At 71.1% G+C, this 21,921-nt stretch carries 21 protein-coding genes and 3 pseudogenes; 17 read left to right on the plus strand and 7 right to left on the minus strand.

Translation table 11 applies throughout. From position 1 onward, the window contains the following. Positions 1-92 precede the first annotated feature (92 nt). From OHN74_RS37200 to OHN74_RS37215, 4 genes are all read left to right on the plus strand, one after another. Complete coding sequence (locus OHN74_RS37200; protein WP_327698963.1) at positions 93-1,256, plus strand: hypothetical protein; 1,164 nt, start codon at positions 93-95, stop codon at positions 1,254-1,256. 197 nt (positions 1,257-1,453) lie between these two features. Beyond that, entirely contained in the window at positions 1,454-2,191 is a 738-nt protein-coding gene (locus OHN74_RS37205; protein WP_327698965.1) for a flavodoxin family protein, read from the plus strand. Positions 2,192-2,373: 182 nt separating this feature from the next. Beyond that, positions 2,374-2,943, plus strand: coding sequence for a DM13 domain-containing protein (locus OHN74_RS37210; protein WP_327698966.1), 570 nt, complete (start codon positions 2,374-2,376; stop codon positions 2,941-2,943). Positions 2,944-3,328: 385 nt separating this feature from the next. Further along, positions 3,329-3,685, plus strand: a complete 357-nt coding sequence (locus OHN74_RS37215) for a DUF6221 family protein (RefSeq protein WP_327698967.1) — start codon at positions 3,329-3,331, stop codon at positions 3,683-3,685. 2 nt (positions 3,686-3,687) lie between these two features. On the opposite strand, the gene OHN74_RS37220 is transcribed toward OHN74_RS37215, so the two are convergent. Continuing rightward, positions 3,688-3,966, minus strand: coding sequence for a hypothetical protein (locus OHN74_RS37220; RefSeq protein WP_327698968.1), 279 nt, complete (start codon positions 3,964-3,966; stop codon positions 3,688-3,690). 64 nt (positions 3,967-4,030) lie between these two features. On the opposite strand from OHN74_RS37220, the pseudogene OHN74_RS37225 reads away from it, so the two are divergent. Next, positions 4,031-4,135 (plus strand): annotated as a pseudogene (locus tag OHN74_RS37225) (MerR family transcriptional regulator); the annotation flags it as partial. A 266-nt stretch (positions 4,136-4,401) separates the two neighbouring features. On the opposite strand, the gene OHN74_RS37230 reads toward OHN74_RS37225, so the two are convergent. Further along, positions 4,402-5,745 carry a hypothetical protein gene (locus tag OHN74_RS37230; RefSeq protein ID WP_327698969.1) on the minus strand — a complete coding sequence of 448 codons (1,344 nt, stop codon included), beginning with the start codon at positions 5,743-5,745 and terminating at the stop codon, positions 4,402-4,404. A 113-nt stretch (positions 5,746-5,858) separates the two neighbouring features. Here OHN74_RS37230 and OHN74_RS37235 point away from each other — a divergent pair, with 113 nt between their 5' ends. Next, positions 5,859-7,103 carry a molybdopterin-dependent oxidoreductase gene (locus tag OHN74_RS37235; protein WP_327698970.1) on the plus strand — a complete coding sequence of 415 codons (1,245 nt, stop codon included), beginning with the start codon at positions 5,859-5,861 and terminating at the stop codon, positions 7,101-7,103. A gap of 322 nt (positions 7,104-7,425) precedes the next feature. On the opposite strand, the gene OHN74_RS37240 is transcribed toward OHN74_RS37235, so the two are convergent. The 3 genes from OHN74_RS37240 to OHN74_RS37250 are packed head-to-tail and all read right to left on the minus strand — an operon-like array spanning position 7,426 to position 9,748. After that, complete coding sequence (locus OHN74_RS37240) at positions 7,426-8,379, minus strand: class I SAM-dependent methyltransferase (RefSeq protein WP_327698971.1); 954 nt, start codon at positions 8,377-8,379, stop codon at positions 7,426-7,428. Then, the gene (locus OHN74_RS37245; protein WP_327698972.1) at positions 8,376-8,993 is read right to left on the minus strand and encodes a TIGR04282 family arsenosugar biosynthesis glycosyltransferase; all 618 of its coding nucleotides are present in this window, start codon (positions 8,991-8,993) and stop codon (positions 8,376-8,378) included. Before OHN74_RS37245 ends, OHN74_RS37240 begins: the two co-directional genes overlap by 4 nt. Continuing rightward, positions 8,990-9,748, minus strand: a complete 759-nt coding sequence (locus OHN74_RS37250) for a glycosyltransferase family 2 protein (RefSeq protein ID WP_327698973.1) — start codon at positions 9,746-9,748, stop codon at positions 8,990-8,992. The genes OHN74_RS37245 and OHN74_RS37250 overlap by 4 nt, the downstream gene beginning before the upstream one ends. Before the next feature lie 103 nt (positions 9,749-9,851). On the opposite strand from OHN74_RS37250, the gene OHN74_RS37255 reads away from it, so the two are divergent. Both OHN74_RS37255 and OHN74_RS37260 read left to right on the plus strand, forming a co-directional pair. After that, complete coding sequence (locus tag OHN74_RS37255) at positions 9,852-10,601, plus strand: response regulator transcription factor (protein WP_327698974.1); 750 nt, start codon at positions 9,852-9,854, stop codon at positions 10,599-10,601. 2 nt (positions 10,602-10,603) lie between these two features. Continuing rightward, entirely contained in the window at positions 10,604-11,716 is a 1,113-nt protein-coding gene (locus tag OHN74_RS37260) for a sensor histidine kinase (RefSeq protein WP_327698975.1), read from the plus strand. A gap of 24 nt (positions 11,717-11,740) precedes the next feature. On the opposite strand, the gene OHN74_RS37265 is transcribed toward OHN74_RS37260, so the two are convergent. Next, entirely contained in the window at positions 11,741-12,736 is a 996-nt protein-coding gene (locus tag OHN74_RS37265; protein ID WP_327698976.1) for an NAD-dependent epimerase/dehydratase family protein, read from the minus strand. Positions 12,737-12,790: 54 nt separating this feature from the next. After that, positions 12,791-13,060 carry a hypothetical protein gene (locus OHN74_RS37270; RefSeq protein WP_327698977.1) on the minus strand — a complete coding sequence of 90 codons (270 nt, stop codon included), beginning with the start codon at positions 13,058-13,060 and terminating at the stop codon, positions 12,791-12,793. Positions 13,061-13,323: 263 nt separating this feature from the next. On the opposite strand from OHN74_RS37270, the gene OHN74_RS37275 reads away from it, so the two are divergent. From OHN74_RS37275 to OHN74_RS37315, 9 genes and pseudogenes are all read left to right on the plus strand, one after another. Then, the gene (locus OHN74_RS37275) at positions 13,324-14,445 is read left to right on the plus strand and encodes a lactonase family protein (protein WP_327698978.1); all 1,122 of its coding nucleotides are present in this window, start codon (positions 13,324-13,326) and stop codon (positions 14,443-14,445) included. A gap of 174 nt (positions 14,446-14,619) precedes the next feature. Further along, a pseudogene (locus OHN74_RS37280) lies at positions 14,620-14,991 on the plus strand (sensor histidine kinase); the annotation flags it as partial. A gap of 211 nt (positions 14,992-15,202) precedes the next feature. Beyond that, positions 15,203-15,952, plus strand: a complete 750-nt coding sequence (locus OHN74_RS37285; RefSeq protein WP_327698979.1) for a DUF4118 domain-containing protein — start codon at positions 15,203-15,205, stop codon at positions 15,950-15,952. 368 nt (positions 15,953-16,320) lie between these two features. Then, a complete protein-coding gene (locus OHN74_RS37290) occupies positions 16,321-16,752 on the plus strand; it encodes an NfeD family protein (protein WP_327698980.1) in 432 nt (143 codons plus the stop codon). A gap of 4 nt (positions 16,753-16,756) precedes the next feature. After that, on the plus strand, positions 16,757-17,794 hold the full coding sequence (locus OHN74_RS37295) for an SPFH domain-containing protein (protein ID WP_327698981.1): 1,038 nt from the start codon (positions 16,757-16,759) through the stop codon (positions 17,792-17,794). A gap of 260 nt (positions 17,795-18,054) precedes the next feature. Next, positions 18,055-19,254: an NAD(P)/FAD-dependent oxidoreductase gene (locus OHN74_RS37300; RefSeq protein WP_327698982.1), complete on the plus strand. Its 1,200-nt coding sequence runs from the start codon at positions 18,055-18,057 to the stop codon at positions 19,252-19,254. 22 nt (positions 19,255-19,276) lie between these two features. Further along, positions 19,277-20,233, plus strand: coding sequence for a sigma-70 family RNA polymerase sigma factor (locus OHN74_RS37305; RefSeq protein ID WP_327698983.1), 957 nt, complete (start codon positions 19,277-19,279; stop codon positions 20,231-20,233). Between the two features lie 127 nt (positions 20,234-20,360). Next, positions 20,361-20,639 (plus strand): annotated as a pseudogene (locus OHN74_RS37310) (CBS domain-containing protein); the annotation flags it as partial. Positions 20,640-20,656: 17 nt separating this feature from the next. After that, on the plus strand, positions 20,657-21,562 hold the full coding sequence (locus OHN74_RS37315; RefSeq protein ID WP_327698984.1) for an ion transporter: 906 nt from the start codon (positions 20,657-20,659) through the stop codon (positions 21,560-21,562). Positions 21,563-21,921: the final 359 nt, after the last annotated feature.

The following is a 21,921-nucleotide window of genomic DNA, read 5'->3' on the forward strand; positions in this document are numbered from 1 at the left end:
GCCTGAACCCGTGATCCGTATGTGATCAGTGCCCCGTAGTCTCCACGCGACCAGGGGTTCGCGGGCTGCGCGGCCAAAACGGGGGACAGCACATGACATACAAACGTGCGGTGATACCGGCACTGATCGGAGCGGTGCTCTTCACCGCGCTCTTGTGGTGGGCGGGGGCCAGTGTGCAGGCGCTGCACCTGCAGGGCGCCGCAGACGCGCTCGGCGGCCGGGCCGCGGCCGATCTCCAGCAGTGGCTCACTCCGTGGTCGTACGACCCTCCGGACTCGGTTCGGTTCGGTGTCGGGGTGTCCGGCGGAATCGGGGAGGAGGCCGGTAGCGACGGCAGCCGTTACCTCGATCTGTACGCGACCGCGCTGCAGATCCGGTTCGCCGCGGTCTTCGCCTTCTTCGTGCCCGGTGCGCTGCTCCTGGTCCGCAGGCTGCCACCGGTGCACGGTCGGATGTTTCCCACGTTGCTTGCGACATGGGCGTGGGGTCTGGTGGCCGGGACTCTGGCGGTGACGGTCTCGGCGCCGTGGCTGATCGCTTCGCAGGGGCACGGCAGTTACCGCTTCCTGCCGCAGCTGGCGGGCGTGATCTCTTCCGGGCGGCAGATTCTGGTGGTGACCGCGCTGGTCGCGGCGGCGGTGACGGTGTTCGCGGCGCGCATCACCGCGAAGGGCTCCGGTCCGCTGCCGCAGGAGATCGTCCCTGCGGGTGCTGCCCGTCTGGCCGCCGGTGCCGGGACTGCGGTGATCGCTCTGTCCCTGGTGGTCCTTTCGTACCAGTCGGTCGCTGCCGCTCTCCAGACGGCGTTCACCGGCGGCGGGCTGCTTGCCGAACCGGGTGACCTGCTGCGCCAGTGGCTGCTGCTCGGCGCCTGGGCGGGCCCGGCGGGCACTCCGCTCGGTGACTGGCTCCTGTACCGGGCCGCCGATGTGCTGCTGCTCGCGGTGGTGTGGTGGGCACTGCGGCGGTTGCCCGGGATGCTCACTCGGGCCACTGTCCCGGCGATGGCGGTCGGTGCCGTCTGCGCGACCGTTCTCGGGCTGCTGGCGAGTCAGGTGCTGCGGGTGGCGATGGACGGGGCGGGCATGCGCTGGGGACTGGTCTACCTGTCCGCCAGCCTCGGCGGCGGCGTTCCGGCGGCCCTGACCTGGGGCCTGGTGGCGGGAGTGACGGCTGCCGTGACGCTGCGGGTGGCCGTAAGACGCACGGTGACCGCCGATGACACGGTTTCCGTCCAGGAGCCTGCCCGGTCGTAGTAGTGCCGCTTGGTCCTTGACCGCCCGGGTGCCGGCTCTGCGGGGGTGGGCGCACGACGCGTCGGATGCGAGGGGAAAGCACCGCGCGCCGGTGCGGCGCAGCGGGACAACGCACGCATTCCGCGAGACGCTGCCGCCGGGACGGCGCGAAGGCGCCGCCTCCCCGCCCCTGTCCGCTCATCCTCCCGGAGTCCGCCATGGCAGCACAGCCCGCCTCGTCCTCTGAGGACAGTTACCGTTTCGACGACCTGCGTGCGCTCTTCATCAACTGCACGCTCAAGCCGTCTCCCCAGCTCAGCCACACCCAGGGACTCATCGACAAGAGCCGGGCGATCATGGAGGCGCGTGGAGTGACCACGGACGAGATCCGTGCCGTCGACCACGACATCGCCCCCGGCGTCTACCCGGACATGACCGAGCACGGCTTCGCCACCGACGCCTGGCCCGCACTGTACGAGCAGGTGATGGCCGCGGACATCCTGGTGCTGGCCGGACCGATCTGGCTGGGCGACAACAGCTCCGTCACCAAACACGTTATCGAGCGGCTCTACAGCTGCTCCAGCCTCCTCAACTCCCAAGGCCAGTACGCCTATTACGGGCGGGTCGGCGGGTGTCTGATCACCGGCAACGAGGATGGTGTGAAGCACTGTGCCATGAATGTCCTCTACAGCCTCCAGCACCTCGGCTACACCATCCCACCGCAGGCCGACGCGGGCTGGATCGGCCCTGCGGGGCCTGGTCCGTCGTACCTGGACCCTGGCTCCGGGGGCCCGGAGAACGACTTCACCAATCGAAACACCAGCTTCATGACCTGGAACCTGATGCACCTGGCGGCCCTGCTCAAGCGCGCCGGAGGAGTTCCCGCCCACGGCAACCAGCGCACGGAGTGGGACGCCGGCTGCCGGCCGGGGGCGGACAACCCCGAGCACCGCTGAGCCAAACCCGGCACCCGTCCCGTATGCCGCCCGTCGCGAGTCGAACTCCGTCGGTACCTCGACTGCTCCCAGCCGTGCGCGACGGTGCGGCGTAAGGATTCCGTCATCACCTGAGGGGTACGGGACGGCTGCCCGTCTCCGTTGAATGGAAGACAAGCGAACTCCGAGGAGACGGGGCAGGGATGGGGCGCGTGCGGAAGGTACTGACCGGGCCGTTGGCCATCGCGGTGCTGGTGGTGGCGGTCGCCGGGGTCGGCTTCGGGCTGTACTGGTTCCAGCCGTGGAAGCTGTGGCAGGACGAGACCGTCGAGGAAGCCCTGCCGGGGGTGGTGGAGACTTCCGTGCCTCCTGCCGCGGCGCCCTCGGCCGAACCCTCCGTGCAGCCTTCGGCCGCCGGCCCGCGGACGCTGGCGAGTGGTGAGCTGATCAGCCACGAGCACGCGACATCGGGAACGGTGAAGCTCGTACGGCTGGCCGACGGCTCCCATGTGGTCCGGTTGGAGAACCTCGACACCAGCAACGGGCCGGACCTGCGCGTCTGGCTGACCGACGCACCGGTGAAGGAGGGGCAGGCCGGGTGGCATGTCTTCGACGACGGGAAGTACGTCAGCCTCGGCAGGCTCAAAGGCAACAAGGGAAGCCAGAACTACGCCCTGCCCAGGGAAGTCGATCCGTCGAGCTACAGCAGCGTGAGCATCTGGTGCGACCGTTTCGACGTGTCGTTCGGCGCCGCGCAACTCGCCCGCGTCTGACAGCGCTGCGCCCAGCGCGTCGACGTGGTCCGCGTGGCCAACCGCGCCGGACCGCCCACCGCGACCATGCGCGCGGTCGCCGCCGAGCCGGCGTGTCGCTGCGCATGGTGATACCCCGCCGTCATCGCGCTCGCATCGACGCTCTGCTCGCCGAAACCGCGTCCCCGGAGACGAGTGTGGCTTCGTAGGTGACGGTGGACTCCACTTGTAGGTCAGTTCTGACTCCACCCGGTGCCTGGGGGACCTGATTTGTAGGTGAGAAAATGACTCCATCTGGTGGCGCCGCTGCGGCGGGTTCAGGTGTTCGAGGGCGCTATGTTCAGGACCTGTTTTCGTGGGAACACGGATGCGACGAGCGCTGTGGTTCTGCGGCCTGGGAGGACACATGCAGGCGAAACCGAGCACGGCCGAATTGATCGCCTTCGTGAGTGCTCGGCTGGCAGAGACCGCAGTCCAGGCCGAGTTGTTCCACGAGCTGGCCTGCACTGCCGTCGCCTCGGGCGAGCCGGGACCGCGCACTGCCGTGCTCGAAGGCTGCGCCTGTCCCGTCCCGAGGCAAATGCTTGACCGGGCCCTTGCGCTCCGGTCGGAGTTGGACGACTGCGAACGACGGATCCGCTGCCAGGACCCGCGGGACCCGAAGTGGCCGCTGGACCCTGTCTTCGCCGAACAGACTCTCCGCGTCCTTGCCCTGCCCTTCGAACTGCACCACCAGTGGCAGGACGCGTGGCTTCCCGGATGACGTCAACGCCTCCCGGCCGGCCGGAAGGGCACCGAGCACTCCCGTAGGACGGCGCCGTCTTCGTCAGCCCGCGGCGACCGCGGCGGCCTGGGGTCGGGCGGCAGCGCTGCCAGACGCCGCTCGGTCATCGAGGTCACCGTCGCCCCGCCGTCCACCCGGCGGCGCGGGGTGTCCTGGTCGGCCTCGCCCCACTTGCGGGCCTCCAGGGCGACCGCGTCGGCGGTCAGCGCTCCGGCCCGCAGCGCGGTCGCGATCCCGGCGACCACGTGCTCATGGACCATGCGCCGGTGCAGCAGCAGGACGGAGATGAGCGCCCGGGTGCCCTCCGCGTCGCCGTGGGCGGTGCAGGCCGCCCAGCAGCGGGTCGGCGATCTGCGTACGCAGCTGGCTCGGGCGGAGGAGTTCGCGACCACGCTGGCGCAACGCCTGACGAGCGCTCCCGCCCCCTGACGCAGGCTTGCGGGCCGTAGGGAGGCCGCTACAGTCGGCGAGTGAAGATCTGCCTGCTGACCTGCGACGACCTGCCCGTAGTGCGCGACGGCCCGGCCGGAGTATCGACTCGTGAGCCGGACATCGACTTCGGGGAAGCAGGCGACCGGCTGCGGAGACGCCGGCGGCTCAACCGCCTCGGCCACGTCGCCACACGGCGTCGGCCGTTCCACGTGGCGCCGCCGACCAGAGACGACCCATGACCGCGCCGTCCATCGCACTCCCTGTCACCAGCTGGTCAGGAGCAGGTGATTGAGGAGCAGGGCGAGGGCGGCCTGTGCGGTGAGCCAGGCGCGGGGCCGGGTGAGGAACGCGCAGGCCGGGAGCAGCCACATGACGAAGGGCAGCCAGATGCGTTCGGTCTCCGCCTTGCTCATGCCGGAGAGGTCTGCGGCGAGCAGGGCGAGCAGCGCGGCGAACACGATCAGGGCGAGACGTGGTTCGGCGGAGGGGCCGGGGGCGCCGAGGCAGGTGCGGAGACCCTTGCGGACGGGAGCCGCGCCGGCTCGCCGCAGGCCCGCGACCGTGGCCGGGCCCACGATCAGTGCCGTGCAGGCGAGGTTCGCCCATACCCAGTAGCCGTACGGCCGGACCCCGCCCGCGCCTTCGTGGTAGCGGGTGACCAGCAGGCGGTACGCCTCCCACCAGTCGAAGCCGAGCAGCGTGAACGCCAGCGGCACGACGGCGAGTCCGGCGATGACGTAGGGGAGGGGGCGCAGGCGTCCGGTGCCGAGCAGCAGGACGGCGCCGGCGATCATGGCGAACAGGGTGAGTCCGTAGGAGAGATAGCAGGTGAGGCCGAAGAGGAGCCCCGCCGCGAAACCGGCCGTCCTCGGCCGGCGTCCCGTGACCGCGAGGGCGAGGAGCGCGACGGCCCAGGCGGCGACCGCCGCGAAGTACCCGTCGGCGGAGGTGCCCATCCAGACGGCGGCCGGGGCCAGGACGAGGAAGGGTGCCGCCCGCCGGGCGAGGGCCTCACCGGCGAGCGTGCGCACGGTCACCAGCACCGCCGCGCCCGCCGTCGCGCCGGTGACGATGCACCACACCCCGGCCCAGCCGCCGCCTCCGAGTCCGATCCGGTCGAGCAGGACGAAGGTGAGGGGAGCCGCCGGAGGGTGCCCGGCCACGTGCGCGGGCCAGTTGTCCGGTGAGTGGAGCAGGATGTGGTGGGTGAAGTCCCGCAGGGTGGCGGGGATGTCGTGGAAGCGGTCGATGACGCGGAGATACTCGTTCCGGGCCGTGAGCTGTCCGGCGATGCCGCGCTGCCAGCCGTCGACCAGCGCGAGCGAGAACGTCCAGGCCATGGCGGTGCCCCAGACGGCGCCGAGCAGCGCGCGCCACGGCAGCCGGGCGGCGAGGCGCGGCCCGTACGCCACGACGGCGAACGCCACCGCGAGGGCGGCCGGGGTGCCGGGACCGATGTGTGGCAGCCAGTTGGCGGCCAGCGGCGGCCAGTTCACCCGTAGGGTGCCGTGGTCGCGCTGGATGGCGGTGCCGACCAGGACGGCCGTCACGACGAGCAGGGCTGCGGCCAGCACAGCGCCCAGGTCACGGAGGAGATCGCGGTTCACACCGGAACGCTAGGGCGGGGCGGGCCGGATGCCGTCCCGGCGGGCCCGGACGTCAGCGTTTCGTCATGAGTCGTGGACCCCGAATCCGGGCCCGTGCGGCCTACGGTCGGGACATGCGCGATCTGTTGCTCCCCTCTTCTCCCGGTTTCTGGCGCAGTCCCGTGCGTGGACCCTGGTTCACCTCGGTGCTCGGGGTGGTGCTGCTCGGCGGGATCACCGTGCTGTTCGTGACGGGTCTGCTGTCGTACGCCGCCTACAACCCGGGGCTGTCGCCGGTGAACGACAAGACCCCGGACAAGGGACTGCTCGGGTTCTACCTCTTCGCCTGGCCGACCGACCCGCACTGGCTGTACCGGCTCACGCAGGGCGTGCACGTGACGCTCGGCATCACGCTGATCCCCGTACTGCTGGCGAAGCTGTGGTCGGTCGTACCGAAGCTGTTCGCGCTGCCGCCCGCGCGGTCCCTCGCCCACGCGCTGGAGCGGATCTCGCTGCTCCTGCTCGTCGGGGGTGCGTTGTTCGAGTTCACCACAGGCGTGCTGAACGTCCAGCTCGACTACGTCTTTCCCGGCTCCTTCTATCCGCTGCACTTCTACGGGGCCTGGGTGTTCTTCGCCGCGTTCGTGACGCACGCGGTGCTGCGGGTGCCCGCGGCGCTGCGCAACCTGCGGCACATGAGAGAGCAACACCGACCGGAAGAAGGGGAGTTGGTGTCACCGGACCCTGTCCTGCCCACCGTCTCGCGGCGCGGTGCTCTCGGCTTCGTCGGCGGTGGGTCGCTGCTCCTGTTCGCCACGACGGCGGGGCGGAGTTTCGACGGGCCCCTGCGGGAGACGGCCGTACTCGCGCCGCACGGCGGTCCCGAACCGGGCTCCGGGCCCGGCGGCTTCCAGATCAACAAGACGGCCGCGTCGCGCGGGATCAGCGCGATGGAGACGAGCGAGGAGGCGTGGCGGCTGGTCGTGGAGGGACACGGCCGTACGGTCCGCCTCAGCCGGACCGATCTGCTGCGGCTCCCGCTGCACAGCGCCGCGTTGCCCATCGCCTGTGTGGAGGGCTGGTCGACCTCCGACCAGTGGTGGCGAGGCGTACGGCTGCGGGACCTGGCGGCGCTCGTCGGGTACGAGGCGGATGCGGCGCCCGATGTTCTCGTGGAGTCCCTCCAGCGGCACGGGGCGTTCCGCCGGGCCGCCCTGCGCGACAACCAGGTGCGCGACGAGCGTTCCCTGCTCGCCCTGTTCGTCAACGGCGAGCCCCTGACCCCCGACCACGGCTACCCGGCGCGGGTCATCGTCCCCGCGGCGCCCGGTGTGCTCAACACCAAGTGGGTGGCCCGGATGACCTTCGGAGACCTGTGATGCGACTGCCCTTGACGCGCCGGCACGTGGGAAGTCCTCTGCAACTCCTGTTGCTCGGCTGTTCGTTCGCGCTCGCCGGGTACGCGGGCGTGCGGCTGCTCGCGGACGACTGGTTCGCGGTGGCGCTGTGGTTCGTGGGCGCGGCGGTCGTGCACGACCTGGTGCTGGTGCCGCTGTACGCCGGGGTGGACCGGGCGCTGGTACGGGTGCTCGGCGGGGCCGGCCGCCGGGAGTGGACGGTCTTCGTCCGCGTCCCGGCAGCACTCTCCGGACTTCTGCTGATGGTGTGGTTCCCGCTGATCAGCGGGCGGGTGGCGGACTCCTACCGGTCCGCCACCCGCCTTCCCGGCGACAGGTTCCTGTCCCGCTGGCTGCTGATCACGGCGGTGCTGTTCGCAGGCTCGGCGGTGTTGCTCGTGCTGAAGTCGCTGAAGTCACTGAAGTCGCCGCGGTTGCGCAGAGCGACGAAGGAGCGGCCTTCGGCCGTCCACTGACTCTCCGGGAGCCAGCCCGCGCGCGTCGCGTGCCGCAGCAGGGCCGGGGTGCCCAGGCGGGCCCAGGGGAAAACCGGGCCGCCGGAGCCGTCGACGCCGGCCGTGGCCGGGACGATACGGACGCTGACGCACTCGTCGACGTCCACGCCCGCAACCGTCTCGGCGATCAACAGCCCGCCGGCCGAGAGGAGTCGGGACACCCGCCGGAGCAGGGCGGCCGGGTCGCCGCCGATGCCGATGTTCCCGTCGATGAGGAGAACGGTGTCCCAGCGTCCCTCGCCCGGGACCGGCTGGAAGACGGAGCGGCGCAGGGCCTGACCGCCGAGCCGCACCGTACGGGCGACGGCCGCTTCGCTGACGTCGATGCCCAGCGCGGGCCGGCCCAGCGCCGCCAGTTCCACCACCAGCCGTCCCGGCCCGCAGCCCACGTCGAGCACGGCCCCTTCGCAGAGCCCCAGCATCTCCCGGTCCACCGCGTCGGCCCGCCCGCACCACCGCTCCACCTCCAGGGGCAGAAGCCAGCCGTCGGGGCGCCGCAGGAAGAGCGGGCCGCGGCCGGTGCGCACGGCGTCGGAGTACGGGTCGGCCGACCAGGGGCGCGGGACGCTGCCGACCGGAACGGGGGACGCGTACCCGGGTCCGTTGCCCAGCACGCGGTCTTGCGGGAGGTCGGGAACGGGGGAGAGGGCTGGGCCCCGCGTCCCGCTCGCAGCCGCGGGTACGGGTGCGGATACGAGTGGCCCGGTGGCCGGCGGCGGAGTGACCTCGTGTGCGGTGCTCATCGCCCGGCGCCCACCCCGAGCCGGTGCAGTCCGGCGGCGAAGCGGCCATGGGGCGCGAGGGCGGCGACGGCCTCCGCGTCGGCGGCCGTGTCGACGTCCCGCAGCCGGGGCAGATCACGTACGCGCAGACCGGCGGCGACGAGCCGCGCACGCTGCACGGCCCCCGTCCTGGGCGTCGACATCGGCACACCCCGCAGCAACGCCGGCTCGGGGTCGGCAAGTCCCAGCGCCCAGAAGCCGCCGTCCTCGGCCGGGCCGAAGTACGCGTCGCAGTCGGCGAAGTCCACGGTGAGGAGTGCGGGCGTCACCTGAGGGGTGTCCATGCCGATGAGCAGCGCGGGCCCGTCGCAGCCCGCGAAGGCGGCGGCCAGCCGCTCGTCGAGGCCGCCCGGACACTGCGGTACGACGTCGAAGCCGGGCGGCAGCCAGGGACCCGGCGCTCCGTCGAGGACCAGCACACGCCGGGTCGCGGGCGTCGCCGCCACCGTACGCAGGGTGTCGGCGAGAGACGCCTCGGCGAGCGCCGCCGCCTGAGCGGGAGTGAACGGCGGGGTGAGCCGGGTCTTGACCCGGCCCGGACGAGGTTCCTTGGCGATGACGAGAAGAGTGGTCACCGGACGTTGCCCCCTCGCACGGGTGCCGTGGACACGGTGGGCGCGACGGGAGCGTCGGCAAGGACGCGGCTCATGTCACGTACCGCCTGCCAGGTACCGCGCCAGGTCCCGGTCACCTTGGAGGCGCCGGCGCGCGACAGGTACGGGACGTCGTGCTCGGTGACGCGCCAGCCCGCGTCGGCGGCGCGCACCACCATCTGCAGGGGGTATCCGCTGCGCCGGTCGGTGAGGCCGAGGCCCAGCAGCGGCTCCCGGCGGGCCGCGCGCAGCGGACCGAGGTCGTGCAGGCGCAGCCCGGTACGGCGGCGCAGCAGCCGGGCGAGCGCGAGATTGCCGGCCCGGGCGTGCACGGGCCAGGCGCCCCGGCTCTGCGGGCGGCGCCGGCCGAGCACCAGGTCGGCCCCGCCGTCGCGCACCTCGCGCACGAAGGGGACGAGCAGGGACGGGTCGAGCGACGCGTCGCAGTCGCAGAAGCACACGATGTCCGCGGTGGCGGCGGACAGTCCGGCGTGGCAGGCCGCGCCGAATCCACGGCGCTCCTCGGACACGACCCGCGCGCCGAGCGCACGGGCGATGTCGGCCGAGCCGTCGGTGGAGCCGTTGTCCACGACCAGCGCACGCCAGCCGGACGGGATGCGGGCGAGTACCCAGGGCAGGGCCTCGGCCTCGTTCAGACAGGGCAGGACCACGTCGACGGACGCTGTGGCCGCCTGCGCTTCCGGTTCCGTTTCAGGAGAGGTCGTCACGGCTTTCACCCTACGGAGACAAAAGGGAGGTATCCGACTCCGGCTCCTTACGAAACGTGGACGTCGAGGACGGCGCACGACACCCGGACGCGACGGGTGGGAGGCTGGACACATGCAGCAGCCGCACGAATCCCCAGGTACCGGAGCCGCCCCGGGCAGGAACGGAGGTGCGGCGCGCGTCCTCGTCGTGGACGACGACCCCACGGTCGCCGAGGTCGTCTCCGGCTACCTCGACCGGGCCGGCTACACTGTGGACCGGGCGGGAGACGGCCCCGAGGCGCTCGCCAGGGCCGCCGCGCGCTGGCCCGACCTGGTGGTCCTGGATCTGATGCTGCCCGGCATGGACGGCCTGGAGGTGTGCCGCCGGATACGCGGGCACGGGCCCGTGCCGGTCATCATGCTCACCGCCCGCGGCGACGAGGACGACCGCATCCTGGGTCTGGAGGTGGGTGCCGACGACTACGTCACCAAGCCCTTCAGCCCCCGGGAACTCGTCCTGCGCGTGGAGTCCGTGCTGCGACGCACCCGGCCCGCCACCGAGGCGCGTTCCCTGCACGCGGCCGGCCTCGCCGTCGACCCGGCCGCCCGCCGTGCCACCAGGAACGGCGAGGAACTCGCCCTCACCATCAGGGAGTTCGACCTCCTCGCGTTCTTCCTCCGGCACCCCGGCCGGGCGTACGCCCGCGAGGAGCTGATGCGCGAGGTGTGGGGCTGGGACTTCGGCGACCTGTCCACGGTCACCGTCCATGTGCGTCGGCTGCGCGGCAAGGTCGAGGACGACCCGGCCCGGCCCCGGCTGATCCAGACGGTGTGGGGCGTCGGCTACCGCTTCGACTCCGAGCCGGGCGGGGAGGCGGTCTGACCATGCGTGACACCCTCCTCATCGCCCTGTTCGCCTTCCTGGGCGCCGCCGGGGCGGGACTGCTCGGCGCGGGAACCCTGTGGCTGATCCGGCGGCGGTCGCTCACCACGTCCCTCACGGTCGTCGCCGCCGTCGCCGTGACCGCGATGCTCGCCGGCACGCTGGCCGTGGCGCAGGCGATGTTCCTGTCCGCGCACGACCTGACCGTCGTCACCACGGTCCTCGCCATGGCCGCCGTCGTCTCGCTGGCCACCGCACTGCTGCTGGGACGCTGGGTCGTCGCCGGCAGCCGCGAACTCGCCCTCGCCGCACGCTCGTTCGGCGACGGTGGCGCCTTCGCCGCCCCCGCCGGGCCCGCAACGGCCGAACTCACCTCGCTGAGCCGGGAGTTGGCGGCCACCAGCGCGAAACTCGCCGAGTCCCGCGACCGCGAACGCGCCCTGGAGACCTCCCGCCGCGAACTCGTCGCCTGGATCTCGCACGACCTGCGCACCCCTCTCGCCGGCCTGCGGGCGATGTCCGAGGCGCTGGAGGACGGCGTGGCCGCGGACCCGCCCCGCTACCTCCGCCAGATCCGCACCGAGGTCGACCGGCTCAACGGCATGGTGGGTGACCTGTTCGAACTCTCCCGCATACACGCCGGCGCTCTCGCCCTGTCCCCGTCGCGCATCTCCCTGTACGACCTCGTCGGCGACGCCCTCGCCGGCGCGGACCCCCTCGCCCGGGAACACGGCGTACGACTGGTCAGCGGCCGGGTCGAGCCCGTGCCCGTCGAGGTGGACGGCAAGGAGATGAGCCGGGTCCTGGGCAACCTGCTGGTCAACGCGATCCGCCGGACCCCGGCCGACGGCACGGTCGCGGTGGTCGCGGAACGGTCTGCCGCCGGGGTCGTCCTGTCCGTCACCGACGGCTGCGGCGGCATCCCGGAGGAGGACCTCCCGCGCGTCTTCGACACCGGCTGGCGCGGCACGCACGCGCGTACGCCTCCGGCCGGAGCGGGCCTGGGCCTCGCCATCGTCCGCGGCATCGTGGAGGCCCACCGGGGACAGGCCGCCGTGCACAACGTCCCCGGCGGCTGCCGCTTCGTGGTGACACTTCCGGCGGCCGGGGCATGAGCGCAGGTGGCCCCCGGCCGGCTGCTACTCCCCGCGCAGTCCCGCCGTCGCGAACTCCCGCATTCCCTCCGCGAACCCGACCTCGGTCTTCCAGTCCAGCTCGGCCCGCAGCCGCGACGAGTCCGCGGTGATGTGGCGTACGTCCCCCAGCCGGTACTCCCCGGTCACCACGGGCTCGGGCCCGCCGTACGCGGCGGCCAGCGCCCGCGCCATCTCGCCGACCGTGTGCGGCTCGCCGCTGCCGGTGTTGTACGCGGTCAGTGCCCCCGCCCGGGGCTCGGCCTCCAGGGCCGCCACGTTGGCCGCCGCCACATCCCGAACGTGCACGAAGTCCCGCCGCTGCCCGCCGTCCTCGAAGACACGCGGTGCCTCACCGCGCGCGAGCGCGGACCGGAAGAAGGAGGCGACCCCCGCGTACGGAGTGTCGCGCGGCATCCCCGGCCCGTACACGTTGTGGTAGCGCAACGACACGGCCGAACCACCCGTCGACCGCGCCCACGAGGCCGCCAGGTGCTCCTGGGTCAGCTTGGTCGTCGCGTACACGTTCCGGGGATCGACCGGAGCGTCCTCACCCACCAGCCCCGGCGCCAACTCCGCACCGCAGCGCGGGCACCGGGGCTCGAACCGCCCCGCATCCAGATCGGCGACGGCACGGGGTCCCGGCCGCACGACCCCGTGCCACTCGCACGCGTACCGTCCCTCCCCGTACACCACCATCGACCCGGCGAGCACGAACCGCCGCACCCCCGCGTCGGCCATGGCGGCGAGCAGCACCGCCGTACCGAGGTCGTTGCGCGACACGTACTCGACCGCGTCGCCGAACCCCGTCCCCAGCCCCACCATCGCCGCCTGATGACACACGGCGTCCACCCCCGGCAGTACGGCGGCGACCGCCCCGGCGTCGCGCACGTCCAGCCCGTCACACAGGTCGAACACGACCGCCTCGTGCCCGCGCGCGGTCAGCGCCTCGACGACATGGGACCCGATGAACCCGGCACCGCCGGTGACCAGTACTCGCATACCCCGCACGCTAGGACCACGGGCCCGCCGCACAGCAGCAGCGCGCCCGTCACGTCACCGGTCCGTAAGACCCGGGCGGCGGAGCCCGCACGGCGCGGTGAGCGGTACGCCGTGCTCGTCGGCGAAGTACGGGTCGGCACCGGCCGTCGCGGAGGCCGTGGAGGGTGTCGAGTGCTCCAGGGTGAGGTCGGTGGCCGCGAGGCCCACGGTCATACCGCGGAGCGGTCCAGGGACGTGGCCCGGAGGAAGGTCTTCGGCGGACCTCCCGGCGAGGGTGTCGCGGTGGCGACCGTTGAGGTGCCGGACGAGATCCAGGCTTCCCATGGGGCGGCCGTACCCCCCCCGATACCTATTTCGGCCCACGGCGGTGGGCGCCGGAGAGGTCTTACGAGACTCTGACGCGGCAGCCGAACACCTTGGCACCGTTCGCCACTCGGGCAACTCTGGTCCTGCCCGCCGCCGATGTGTGGTGGCGAAGATCCGAGGAGCAGCGCATGAGCAGGCACACCAGGCGCAGGTCGGCTTTACAGGTACGGCTGACCCTCGCGGGCGCGGGAGTACTCGTCGCGGCGGCGGCTGCCACGACCGTGACTGTCGCCTCGGCCGGGGAGACCGCCAGGAAATACGCGGGGTCGGGGAGGACCGGGGCCGACCATGCCGTCTTCGTGCAGGGCAACGAACTGGACGGCAACACCATCCGAGTCTTCGAGCGGGGCGACGACGGCGCGCTGAGTGCCGCGGGCAGCTACGCGACCGGCGGCAAGGGCGGCGACCAGGTCGACGCGCCCACCGACTCGCTCGCCTCCCAGGGCTCGCTCGTCTACGACGACCGGTCCGGGCTGCTCCTCGCGGTCAACGCGGGCAGCGGCACCGTGACCTCGTTCCGGGTCGAGGGCCGGAAGCTGACGGACCGCCGGGTGGTGGACTCGGGTGGGGACTTCCCCGCCTCGATCGCCGTGTCGGGCAAACTCGCCTACGTCATGAACGCGGGCGGAGCGGGCAGTGTCCAGGGCTTCCGGATCACCGCCAAGGGGCTGGTACCGCTGGCCGGTTCGTCCCGCTCGCTGGGACTGGAAAACGAGAAGGTGCCGCTGTTCAGCAGCTCGCCCGGCCAGGTCGCGTTCACGCCGGACGGCCGCGCGCTGGTCGTCACCACCAAGTCGGCCAACACCGTCGAGGTCTTCCCGATGCGGCGCGACGGACGTCCCGCCCATCGGCCCGTGGTCAACAACTCGGCGGGCGGCGTGCCGTTCGCGATCACCTTCGACAAGGCCGGCCGGATGCTGGTGGCCGAGGCCGAGAAGTCGACGGTCAGCACGTACAAGGTACGCGCGGACGGAACCCTCAAGGTCGTCCAGCAGCCCCTGCCCAACGGCCAGAACACGCTGTGCTGGCTGGAGCGCGCCGGTGACTTCTTCTACGGCGGCAACACCGGCAACTCCACCGTCACCGGATACCGCACCGACCGGCACGGAAAGCTCGCGCTCACCAACGAGGTCGGCATCGCCACCCCGCCCTCGGCCATGTCGCAAGGCGTGATCGACCTGGCGGTGACGCAAGACGAGAAGTTCCTGTACGTGCAGAACGCCCTCTCCGGCACGGTCGACGGCTTCCGCGTCGGCAGGAACGGCTCACTCACCAAGGTCACCACCGCCACAGGACTGCCCGCCTTCGCCGAATCCGGCATGGAGGGCATCGTCGCGGTGTAAGGAAGCGGCCACCACGGCCCGACGCCCCGGACATCCTCGTCCGGGGCGTCACGCGCGTGACCGTCCGTGCCGACAGTGTCCGGCGGCGGGTCGTCTGGGGATGATGCCGCCGGGCGTAGTTCGGCCGAGGCAGAGGACACCCACTTCCGCGGCCGTCGTCCTCGGCGCCTTAAGGGACTGCTGGAGCGCTCCGTCGCCAACGTCGTCGAGAACGCGGTCAAGTACAGCCCTGACGGCCAGCCGGTGACGGTCTCCGCCAGCGCGCTCGCCGACCGCGTGGAGGTTCGGGTCGTCGACCGCGGCCCCGGCGTCCCCGACGAGGCCAAAGACCGCATCTTCGCGCCCTTCCAGCGCTACGGCGACGCTCCACGCGGAGCGGGCGTGGGGCTCGGGCTCGCGGTCGCGCGAGGCTTTGCCGAGGCCATGGGCGGCACCCTCACCGCCGAGGACACCCCGGGCGGCGGCCTCACCATGGTCCTCACCCTCCCGGCCGCCCCCGGTCATCCGCCGCCCCAGCCCGGTCTTCGGGCAACGGCCACGTCGTAGATCCGTGGACGGCGTTCCGCCCGGCACCGGGCGACGCGACGGACAGGGCGTACGCCCCGGCACCTGGGGCGTCAGGAATGCGTCAAGGCCATGCGCGTTCGTGTGGCCGGGCGGGGCAACAGCGGGATCCTGAACGTTCCGGCGGCCGTACCGCGACCATCGACCCGCCGCCCCCGGAACGGGGCGCTCGATCACCCCAGTGAGGTGGACCATGCGCAGCACGTTCCGTGACCGGATCGCTCTGGCCGCCGCTCTGCTCGCCCCGCTCGTGGTCGCGGTTGCCCTGGTGCCGGCCCGTGCCCACATCTCGTCCGCCAACCTGGCACTCGGCCTCGTCGTGGTCGTCGTGGCGGTCGCCGCCCTGGGCAGCCGGACCGCCGGAGTGGTGGCCGCGCTGTCCGCCGCGGCATGGTTCGACTTCTTCCTCACCCGCCCCTACCAGCGGTTCGTCATCTCCGACGGCGACGACGTCACCACCACGCTCCTGTTGCTGGCGGTGGGCGTGGCCGTCTCCCAACTGGCGGCCCACGCACGCAGACTGAAACTGGTCACTGTCACGGACGCGGCCCACCTGACGCGGATCCACGACACGGCGTCCCTGGTCCAGAGCGGGGCATCGCCCTACGCGGTGGTGGACCAGGTGAGCCGACAACTCGTCGAAATCCTGGGGTTGCGCGGCTGTCGCTTCGAGCACGGAACGCTGCTCGGACGGCCCCCACACCTCGAACAGGACGGCTCGGTGACCGCCGGGGGAGCCCACCGGGACCTGGAGAAGGACGGCTGGCCCGGCGAGGAGATCGAACTGCGCGCCTCGGTCGGTGGCCGCTATCTCGGCCGGTTCATGCTGCTGCCCGAGCCAGGCACCGTCCCACCGCCCTTGCAGACGCGACTGGTCGCCGTGAGCCTGGCCGACCAGGTGGGTGCGGCGCTGGACACGGCGGGACCGGCACTCGACCGCTGACCTGGAAGCCCCGGCCCGCGACAGGGCCTGGACTGCCGACCGGCGCTCCCGGTATTCGTCTCTACGTCAGGCGACACCAGAACGAACGGGTGAGGCGGTGACGATATCGAGCAGGCACGCCGGTGCGCGCACTGTTCGAAAGCCCATCGCCTCGACTCCGGCGAGAAACTGCTGGAGCGGTTACGCGGACCCTACGGGTAAAATTGCTGTAAAGGTGTGACGTGGATTGCTCGGGGTGCATATTGCACAAGTGCACCGCCGGTCGTGCGGCAGGTTTCCTTTTCCCAGGGGTATCGCGGCTGTCCGTACCGGGGTCCAATGGTGGGAGTCAGGCTCTTCGCGCCCGCACCGGTCAGAAGAGGCACGCAATGGATCCATGGCTGATCTGGTTGATCGTCGCAGCCGTGTTGGCTGTGGCGGAGATCTTCACCCTTACTGCCGCGCTCGGACTGCTGAGTGCGGCCGCGTTGGTCACGGCGGGGTCCGCCGCGGCCGGGTTGCCGCTGCCCTTGCAGTTCTTGGTGTTCACCTTCGTTTCCACAGTCACCGTGCTGTTCGTGCGCCCCGTCGCGCTGCGCCACGTGCTCCGGCCTCAGGTGGAGCGATTCGGTGTGGACGCGCTGGTCGGCAAGGCTGCCTACGTCGTATCGGAGGTGACGGGCCTGGGCGGCAGGGTCCGTATCGACGGTGAGGAGTGGACGGCCCGCGCCTACGACGAGACGCTGGTGATTCCACCTGGAAAGACCGTCGACGTCATGGAGATCAGCGGGGCCACCGCGATCGTCTACCCCCGGGACTGAAGCCATGGAAACCTCAGCGTTCCTCATCGCCGGCCTGATCGTCGCGCTGATCGCGGTTTTCGCCGTGGTGCGGGCGGTCCGTATCGTGCCCCAGGCTCGCGCTCGCAATGTCGAGCGGCTCGGCCGCTACCACCGGACGCTGGATCCCGGCCTCAGCCTCGTCATCCCCTTCATCGACCGCGTTCACCCGGTGATCGATCTGCGGGAACAGGTCGTTTCCTTCAAACCGCAACCGGTCATCACCGAGGACAACCTCGTCGTCGAGATCGACACCGTTCTGTACTTCCAGGTGACCGACCCGCGAGCGGCATTCTACGAGATCGCGAATTTCCTCCAGGCGGTCGAACAGCTCACCGTGACGACCCTGCGCAACGTCGTGGGATCCATGGACCTGGAAAAGACTCTCACCTCACGGGACACCATCAACAGCCAGCTCCGGGGCGTGTTGGACGAGGCCACCGGCAAGTGGGGGCTGCGGGTCAACCGGGTGGAGATCAAGGCCATCGACCCTCCGCAGACCATCAAGGACGCGATGCAGAAGCAGATGCGAGCCGAGCGGGACAAACGGGCCGCGATTCTCGGGGCCGAGGGGCAACGCCAGTCGCAGATCCTCACCGCCGAAGGCGACAAACAGGCCGCAGTCCTGCGCGCGGAGGGTAACCGTACCGCTGCGATTCTCCAGGCCGAGGGCCGGTCCCGGGCCATCGACGAGGTCTTCCAGGCCGTGCACCGCAACGATCCCGACCCCAAGCTGCTCGCCTACGAGTACCTGCAGATGCTGCCCCAACTCGCGCAGGGCTCGGGTAACAACTTCTGGGTGATCCCCAGTGAGATCACCTCCGCACTTCAGGGCGTGTCCCGCGCCTTCACCGAGGTCCTGCCCCAGTCGCCGGCCACCCGCGAGCGGCCCTCGGACGACATGGTCGCCCAGGCCGCCAACGACAAGGCCCAGGCCGCCGAAGCCGCCGCCGAGGCCCTCGCCGAAGCAGCAAAGGCCGAGCGCGTCACCCCCGATGCCGGCCCGTCCCACCCGCCTCGCTGACGGCGTGCGGCGGCGTATCCGCCTGCGCGACTCGCACACCAGAAGCGCCTGCGCCTGATCGGCGACAGAGGCCGCGGCGGTCGCTGCGGGCTGACGAAGACGGCACCGTTCTGCTGTGGGGACCGGACTCATACCCGTGGCTGTTGGTGCAAGGTAGCCACTGTCGTGATGTGACGCATGCCACATGCAGTTCCTGTCAGTAATCGGGGCGCTGTTCCGCTCAAGTCACGGAGAGCGAAGCGAACCGACAGGAGCAGCACATGAAGCACCGCATCGTCGTTCTCGGCGCCGGCTATGCCGGGGCCTACGTGGCCGGGACCCTGGCCCGTCGGCTGTCCCCGGCGGACACCGAGATCACCGTGATCAACGCCGAGCCGGACTTCGTCCAGCGGCTGCGGCTGCACCAGCTCGCGGCCGGCCAGGAGATCAAGGCTCCACAGCTCGCCGACGTCTTCGCAGGCACGGGGATACGGCTGCGCTTGGCCCGTGTCACCGCCGTCGACCCCGAGCGCCAGGTCGTCGCCGTGGCCGACGCCGAAGGCGGCGGCGAACTCGGCTACGACACGCTCCTCTACGCACTCGGCAGCCACGCCGCCGACCACGGCGTCCCCGGAGTGGCCGAGCACGCCTTCCACGTCACCAGTCGTCCGGCGGCGCTGCGCCTGCGCGAGCGCCTGGACAGTCTGAGTTGGCGGGACGAGGACGGGAGTGTGCTGGTCGTCGGCGACGGGTTGACCGGCATCGAGACCGCCACCGAGATCGCCGAATCCCGGCCCGGCCTGTCGGTGGCGCTGGTCGCCCGCGGCGAGCTGGGCGCCCCGCTATCCGCCGGAGCCCGCGGCCACCTGCGCCGGGCCTGCGACCGGCTGGGCGTCACCGTCCTGGAGCACATCAGCGTCGAAGCCGTCGAAGCGACGCGGGTGCTGTGCACCGACGGCATCGCCCTGGCGTCCGATGCCACCGTGTGGACGGCCGGGTTCGCGGTCAGCCCCATCGCCGCCGCCGGCGGGCTGGAGGTCACCGGGAACGGTCGGATCGTCGTCGATCGCACCATGCGGTCGGTCTCGCACCCGAACATCTACGCCGCTGGCGACAGTGCCTACGCCATCGGCGACAACGGCCGGCCGCTGCCGATGTCCTGCGCTTCGGCCGGCTACACCGGCATGCAGGCCACGGCTGCGATCGTGGGACGCCTGACCGGCCGCAAGATCCCGAACACCAAGCTGGAGTACCTGGGCAACCACATCAGCCTCGGGCGGCGGGACGGGATCCTGCAGATGGTCGACGGTGAAGCGCAGGCAAAGCCGAAGTATGTGGGCGGCCGGAAGGCCGCGCGGATCAAGGCGGGCATCCTCAACATGTCACTGTGGACCACCCCGCACCCGACCTTCGGCCTGCCCAAGCTCAAGCACCACCTGTCCGCCGTATCGGATACGGCGGCCGAGAGGACGGTCGCGTAGCCGCCTGAGGAGGAAGGTTCGCGTGGACAGCACCGCCACTGATTGCTTCGACACCAGCCGGTTCGAGGCCAGCCGCAGCCGGCTGGCCTCGCTGGCGTACCGGCTGCTGGGCTCCGCCGCCGACGCCGAAGACTCCGTGCAGGACGCGTTCCTGCACTGGCAGGCCGCCGACCGGCAGCTGATCAAAGTGCCGGAAGCATGGCTGACCAAGGTCGTCACCAACCTGTGCCTCGACCGGCTCCGCTCGGCACAGACCCGCCGCGAACGCACCGTCGGCGCCTGGCTGCCCGAACCGCTCCTGGACGGCGACCCGATGCTCGGCCCGGCCGACACGTTCGAGCAGCGCGAATCGGTCTCCCTGGCCGTGCTGACACTCATGGAACGCCTGTCGCCTTTTGAGCGGGCCGTCTACGTCCTGCGCGAAGCGTTCTCCCACAGCCACGCCGAGATCGCCGAGATCCTCGACATCACCGAATCCGCAAGCCAGCAGCACATCCACCGGGCCCGGCACCGCATCACCGCCGCGCGCCGCGTCGGCGAAGTCGACCCGGCATCCGCCCGCAGGATCGTCGAGGAATTTCTCGCCGCTGCCTCCTCGGGCCGCACCGAACGCCTGGTGGCGCTGCTCACCGACGACGCGACCGCGATCGCCGACTCCAACGCCGCCGGCCCGGCCGAGACGCTGCTGCGGTACGACACTCCGCAGCGCATCGCCGCCATCGCACGGGCCGGTTTCAAACCCACACCCGCGAAACGGCGACTTGCCGGCGGCACGCCCGCCATCCACTACGCGCTCGTCAACGGCGCCCCCGCCATTCTCTTTGTGATCGGCGACCAGGTCATCGGCGCCGTGACGTTCGACATCACAGGCGGCAAGATCGCAACCGTGCGCGGCATCGCCGCCCCCACCCGCCTCGTCCGCCTCACCGAAACCTGGCAGCAGCACGGACCGGACACGCCGCTCGTCACCCAGTGGTGACCCAACACGAGCTCAACCCGACACAGCGGGGCCGCCAGGTGGAGTCAACCGTCACCTACGAAGCCAGTCGAGCGTCTGAACGTGATGCTGGTCGTAGCCGTCGGGGCTGCGGCCAGCGTGGACCGTCACCGCCCGCCACCTCGCCCGCCGGGTGCCCGAACTGACCGCGCAGGACACCGTCGGCGAGGCCATCGAGCAACTGCGCCGCCGCCGCGCCTCACTCGCCGTCGGGCGCGACTACACGGGCCGGCTCACGGGGCTGGTCACCCTGGACGACCTGCTCGCGCGCCTACTGCACCCCCAGGGGGTGCGAGAGGCCAACAGGCGGACGAGCGGCGGTAGTTCACCTGTTCGTTCCCTCGCTAAGATCAACAGTGGGGGACGAGAACAGTACGCACGCCGCTAGGGAGTTGGGGAAACCCGATGACGCACGACGGGACCGCTTCCCCAACTCCCTTTCGGTTACTGGCCGAACGCTGCCGAGAGCTCACTGGCGCCCGCTGGTTCGCCGTAGCCGTCTTCGTGCTCATCCTCGCCAACGCGCTGGTCCTGGGCATCGAGACGTACCCGGGCGTCGTCGACCGCTGGCACGACGCACTGAAACTGGTCGAACACGGCTTCCTGGCCCTGTTCACGATTGAGATCCTCCTGCGCGTCGGCGCTCACGCAGACCACCCCCGCGGCTTCTTCCGCGACCCGTGGAACCTGTTCGACCTCGCCGTCGTCCTGTGCGCGTTCCTGCCGGTGGTCCGCGAGAACGCCACCGTCCTACGGCTCCTGCGCCTGGCCCGCGTCCTGCGCGCCGCCCGCTTCCTGCCCCAACTGCGCATCGTGCTGGTCGCGATCGCCCGCAGCCTGCCCGGCACGGTCAGCTTCCTGCTGGTGGGTGCGCTCGTGTTGTACGTGTACGCCATGGTCGGCTGGGTCTTCTTCGCGGACGCCGACCCCGGGCACTACGGCTCCATCGGTCGTGCCGTCCTCACCCTCTTCCTCCTCATGACCCTGGACGGCCTCGGCGACGCGGTCCGCAGCGGCCTGGAGATTTCCCGCTGGAGCATCTTCTACCACGCCTCCTACGTCCTCCTCTCCTCCTTTGTCCTGGTCAACGTCCTCGTCGGCGTCGTCCTCACCTCGCTGGAGGAGGCCCGGGAACTGGAGGAAAGGGAGGCCGGTCCTCCCGCGTCTCCCGACGATCCCGAGCGCGCGGTACTGCACGCCCGTATCGCCAAGGCGAGGCAGGCGCTCGATGAGTTGGAGGAGTGCCTGAGCGGTTCACCGACCTCACGCCCGCGCGGGGCGGAGGATCGGACGCCAACGCCTTTACCGTGAGGGGCACTTCACGAAGGCTTCCTTTCCTCGGGTTTGGCATACCGAGGATTCACCCGCTCCGTACAAGTCCAACATTCCGCCGAGAAAGCCAACAGCCCACGGCGAACACGTGATATGTGGATGCATAAACGGAAAGCCCAGATTGCCGGTTGGCGACACGGTGCAGGAAGTCGGCAGGACGAACGAGGTAGCTAGAAATGCTTCGGAGGCACGCCCGCCACATCCTCCTGCAGGCGATACGCCGTCCTTGGGTAGGCAAGAGTGCCTGTCGGGCAGGAGCGGAACATAGCAGCGGATCGCCGGTTGGCCAAACCGGCGATTCTCCGGACAGTTGTGGTGCCAATCGAGGTCGAGCCTGT

It is taken from the genome of Streptomyces sp. NBC_00459 (assembly GCF_036013955.1).
Classification (GTDB): Bacteria; Actinomycetota; Actinomycetes; order Streptomycetales; family Streptomycetaceae; genus Streptomyces.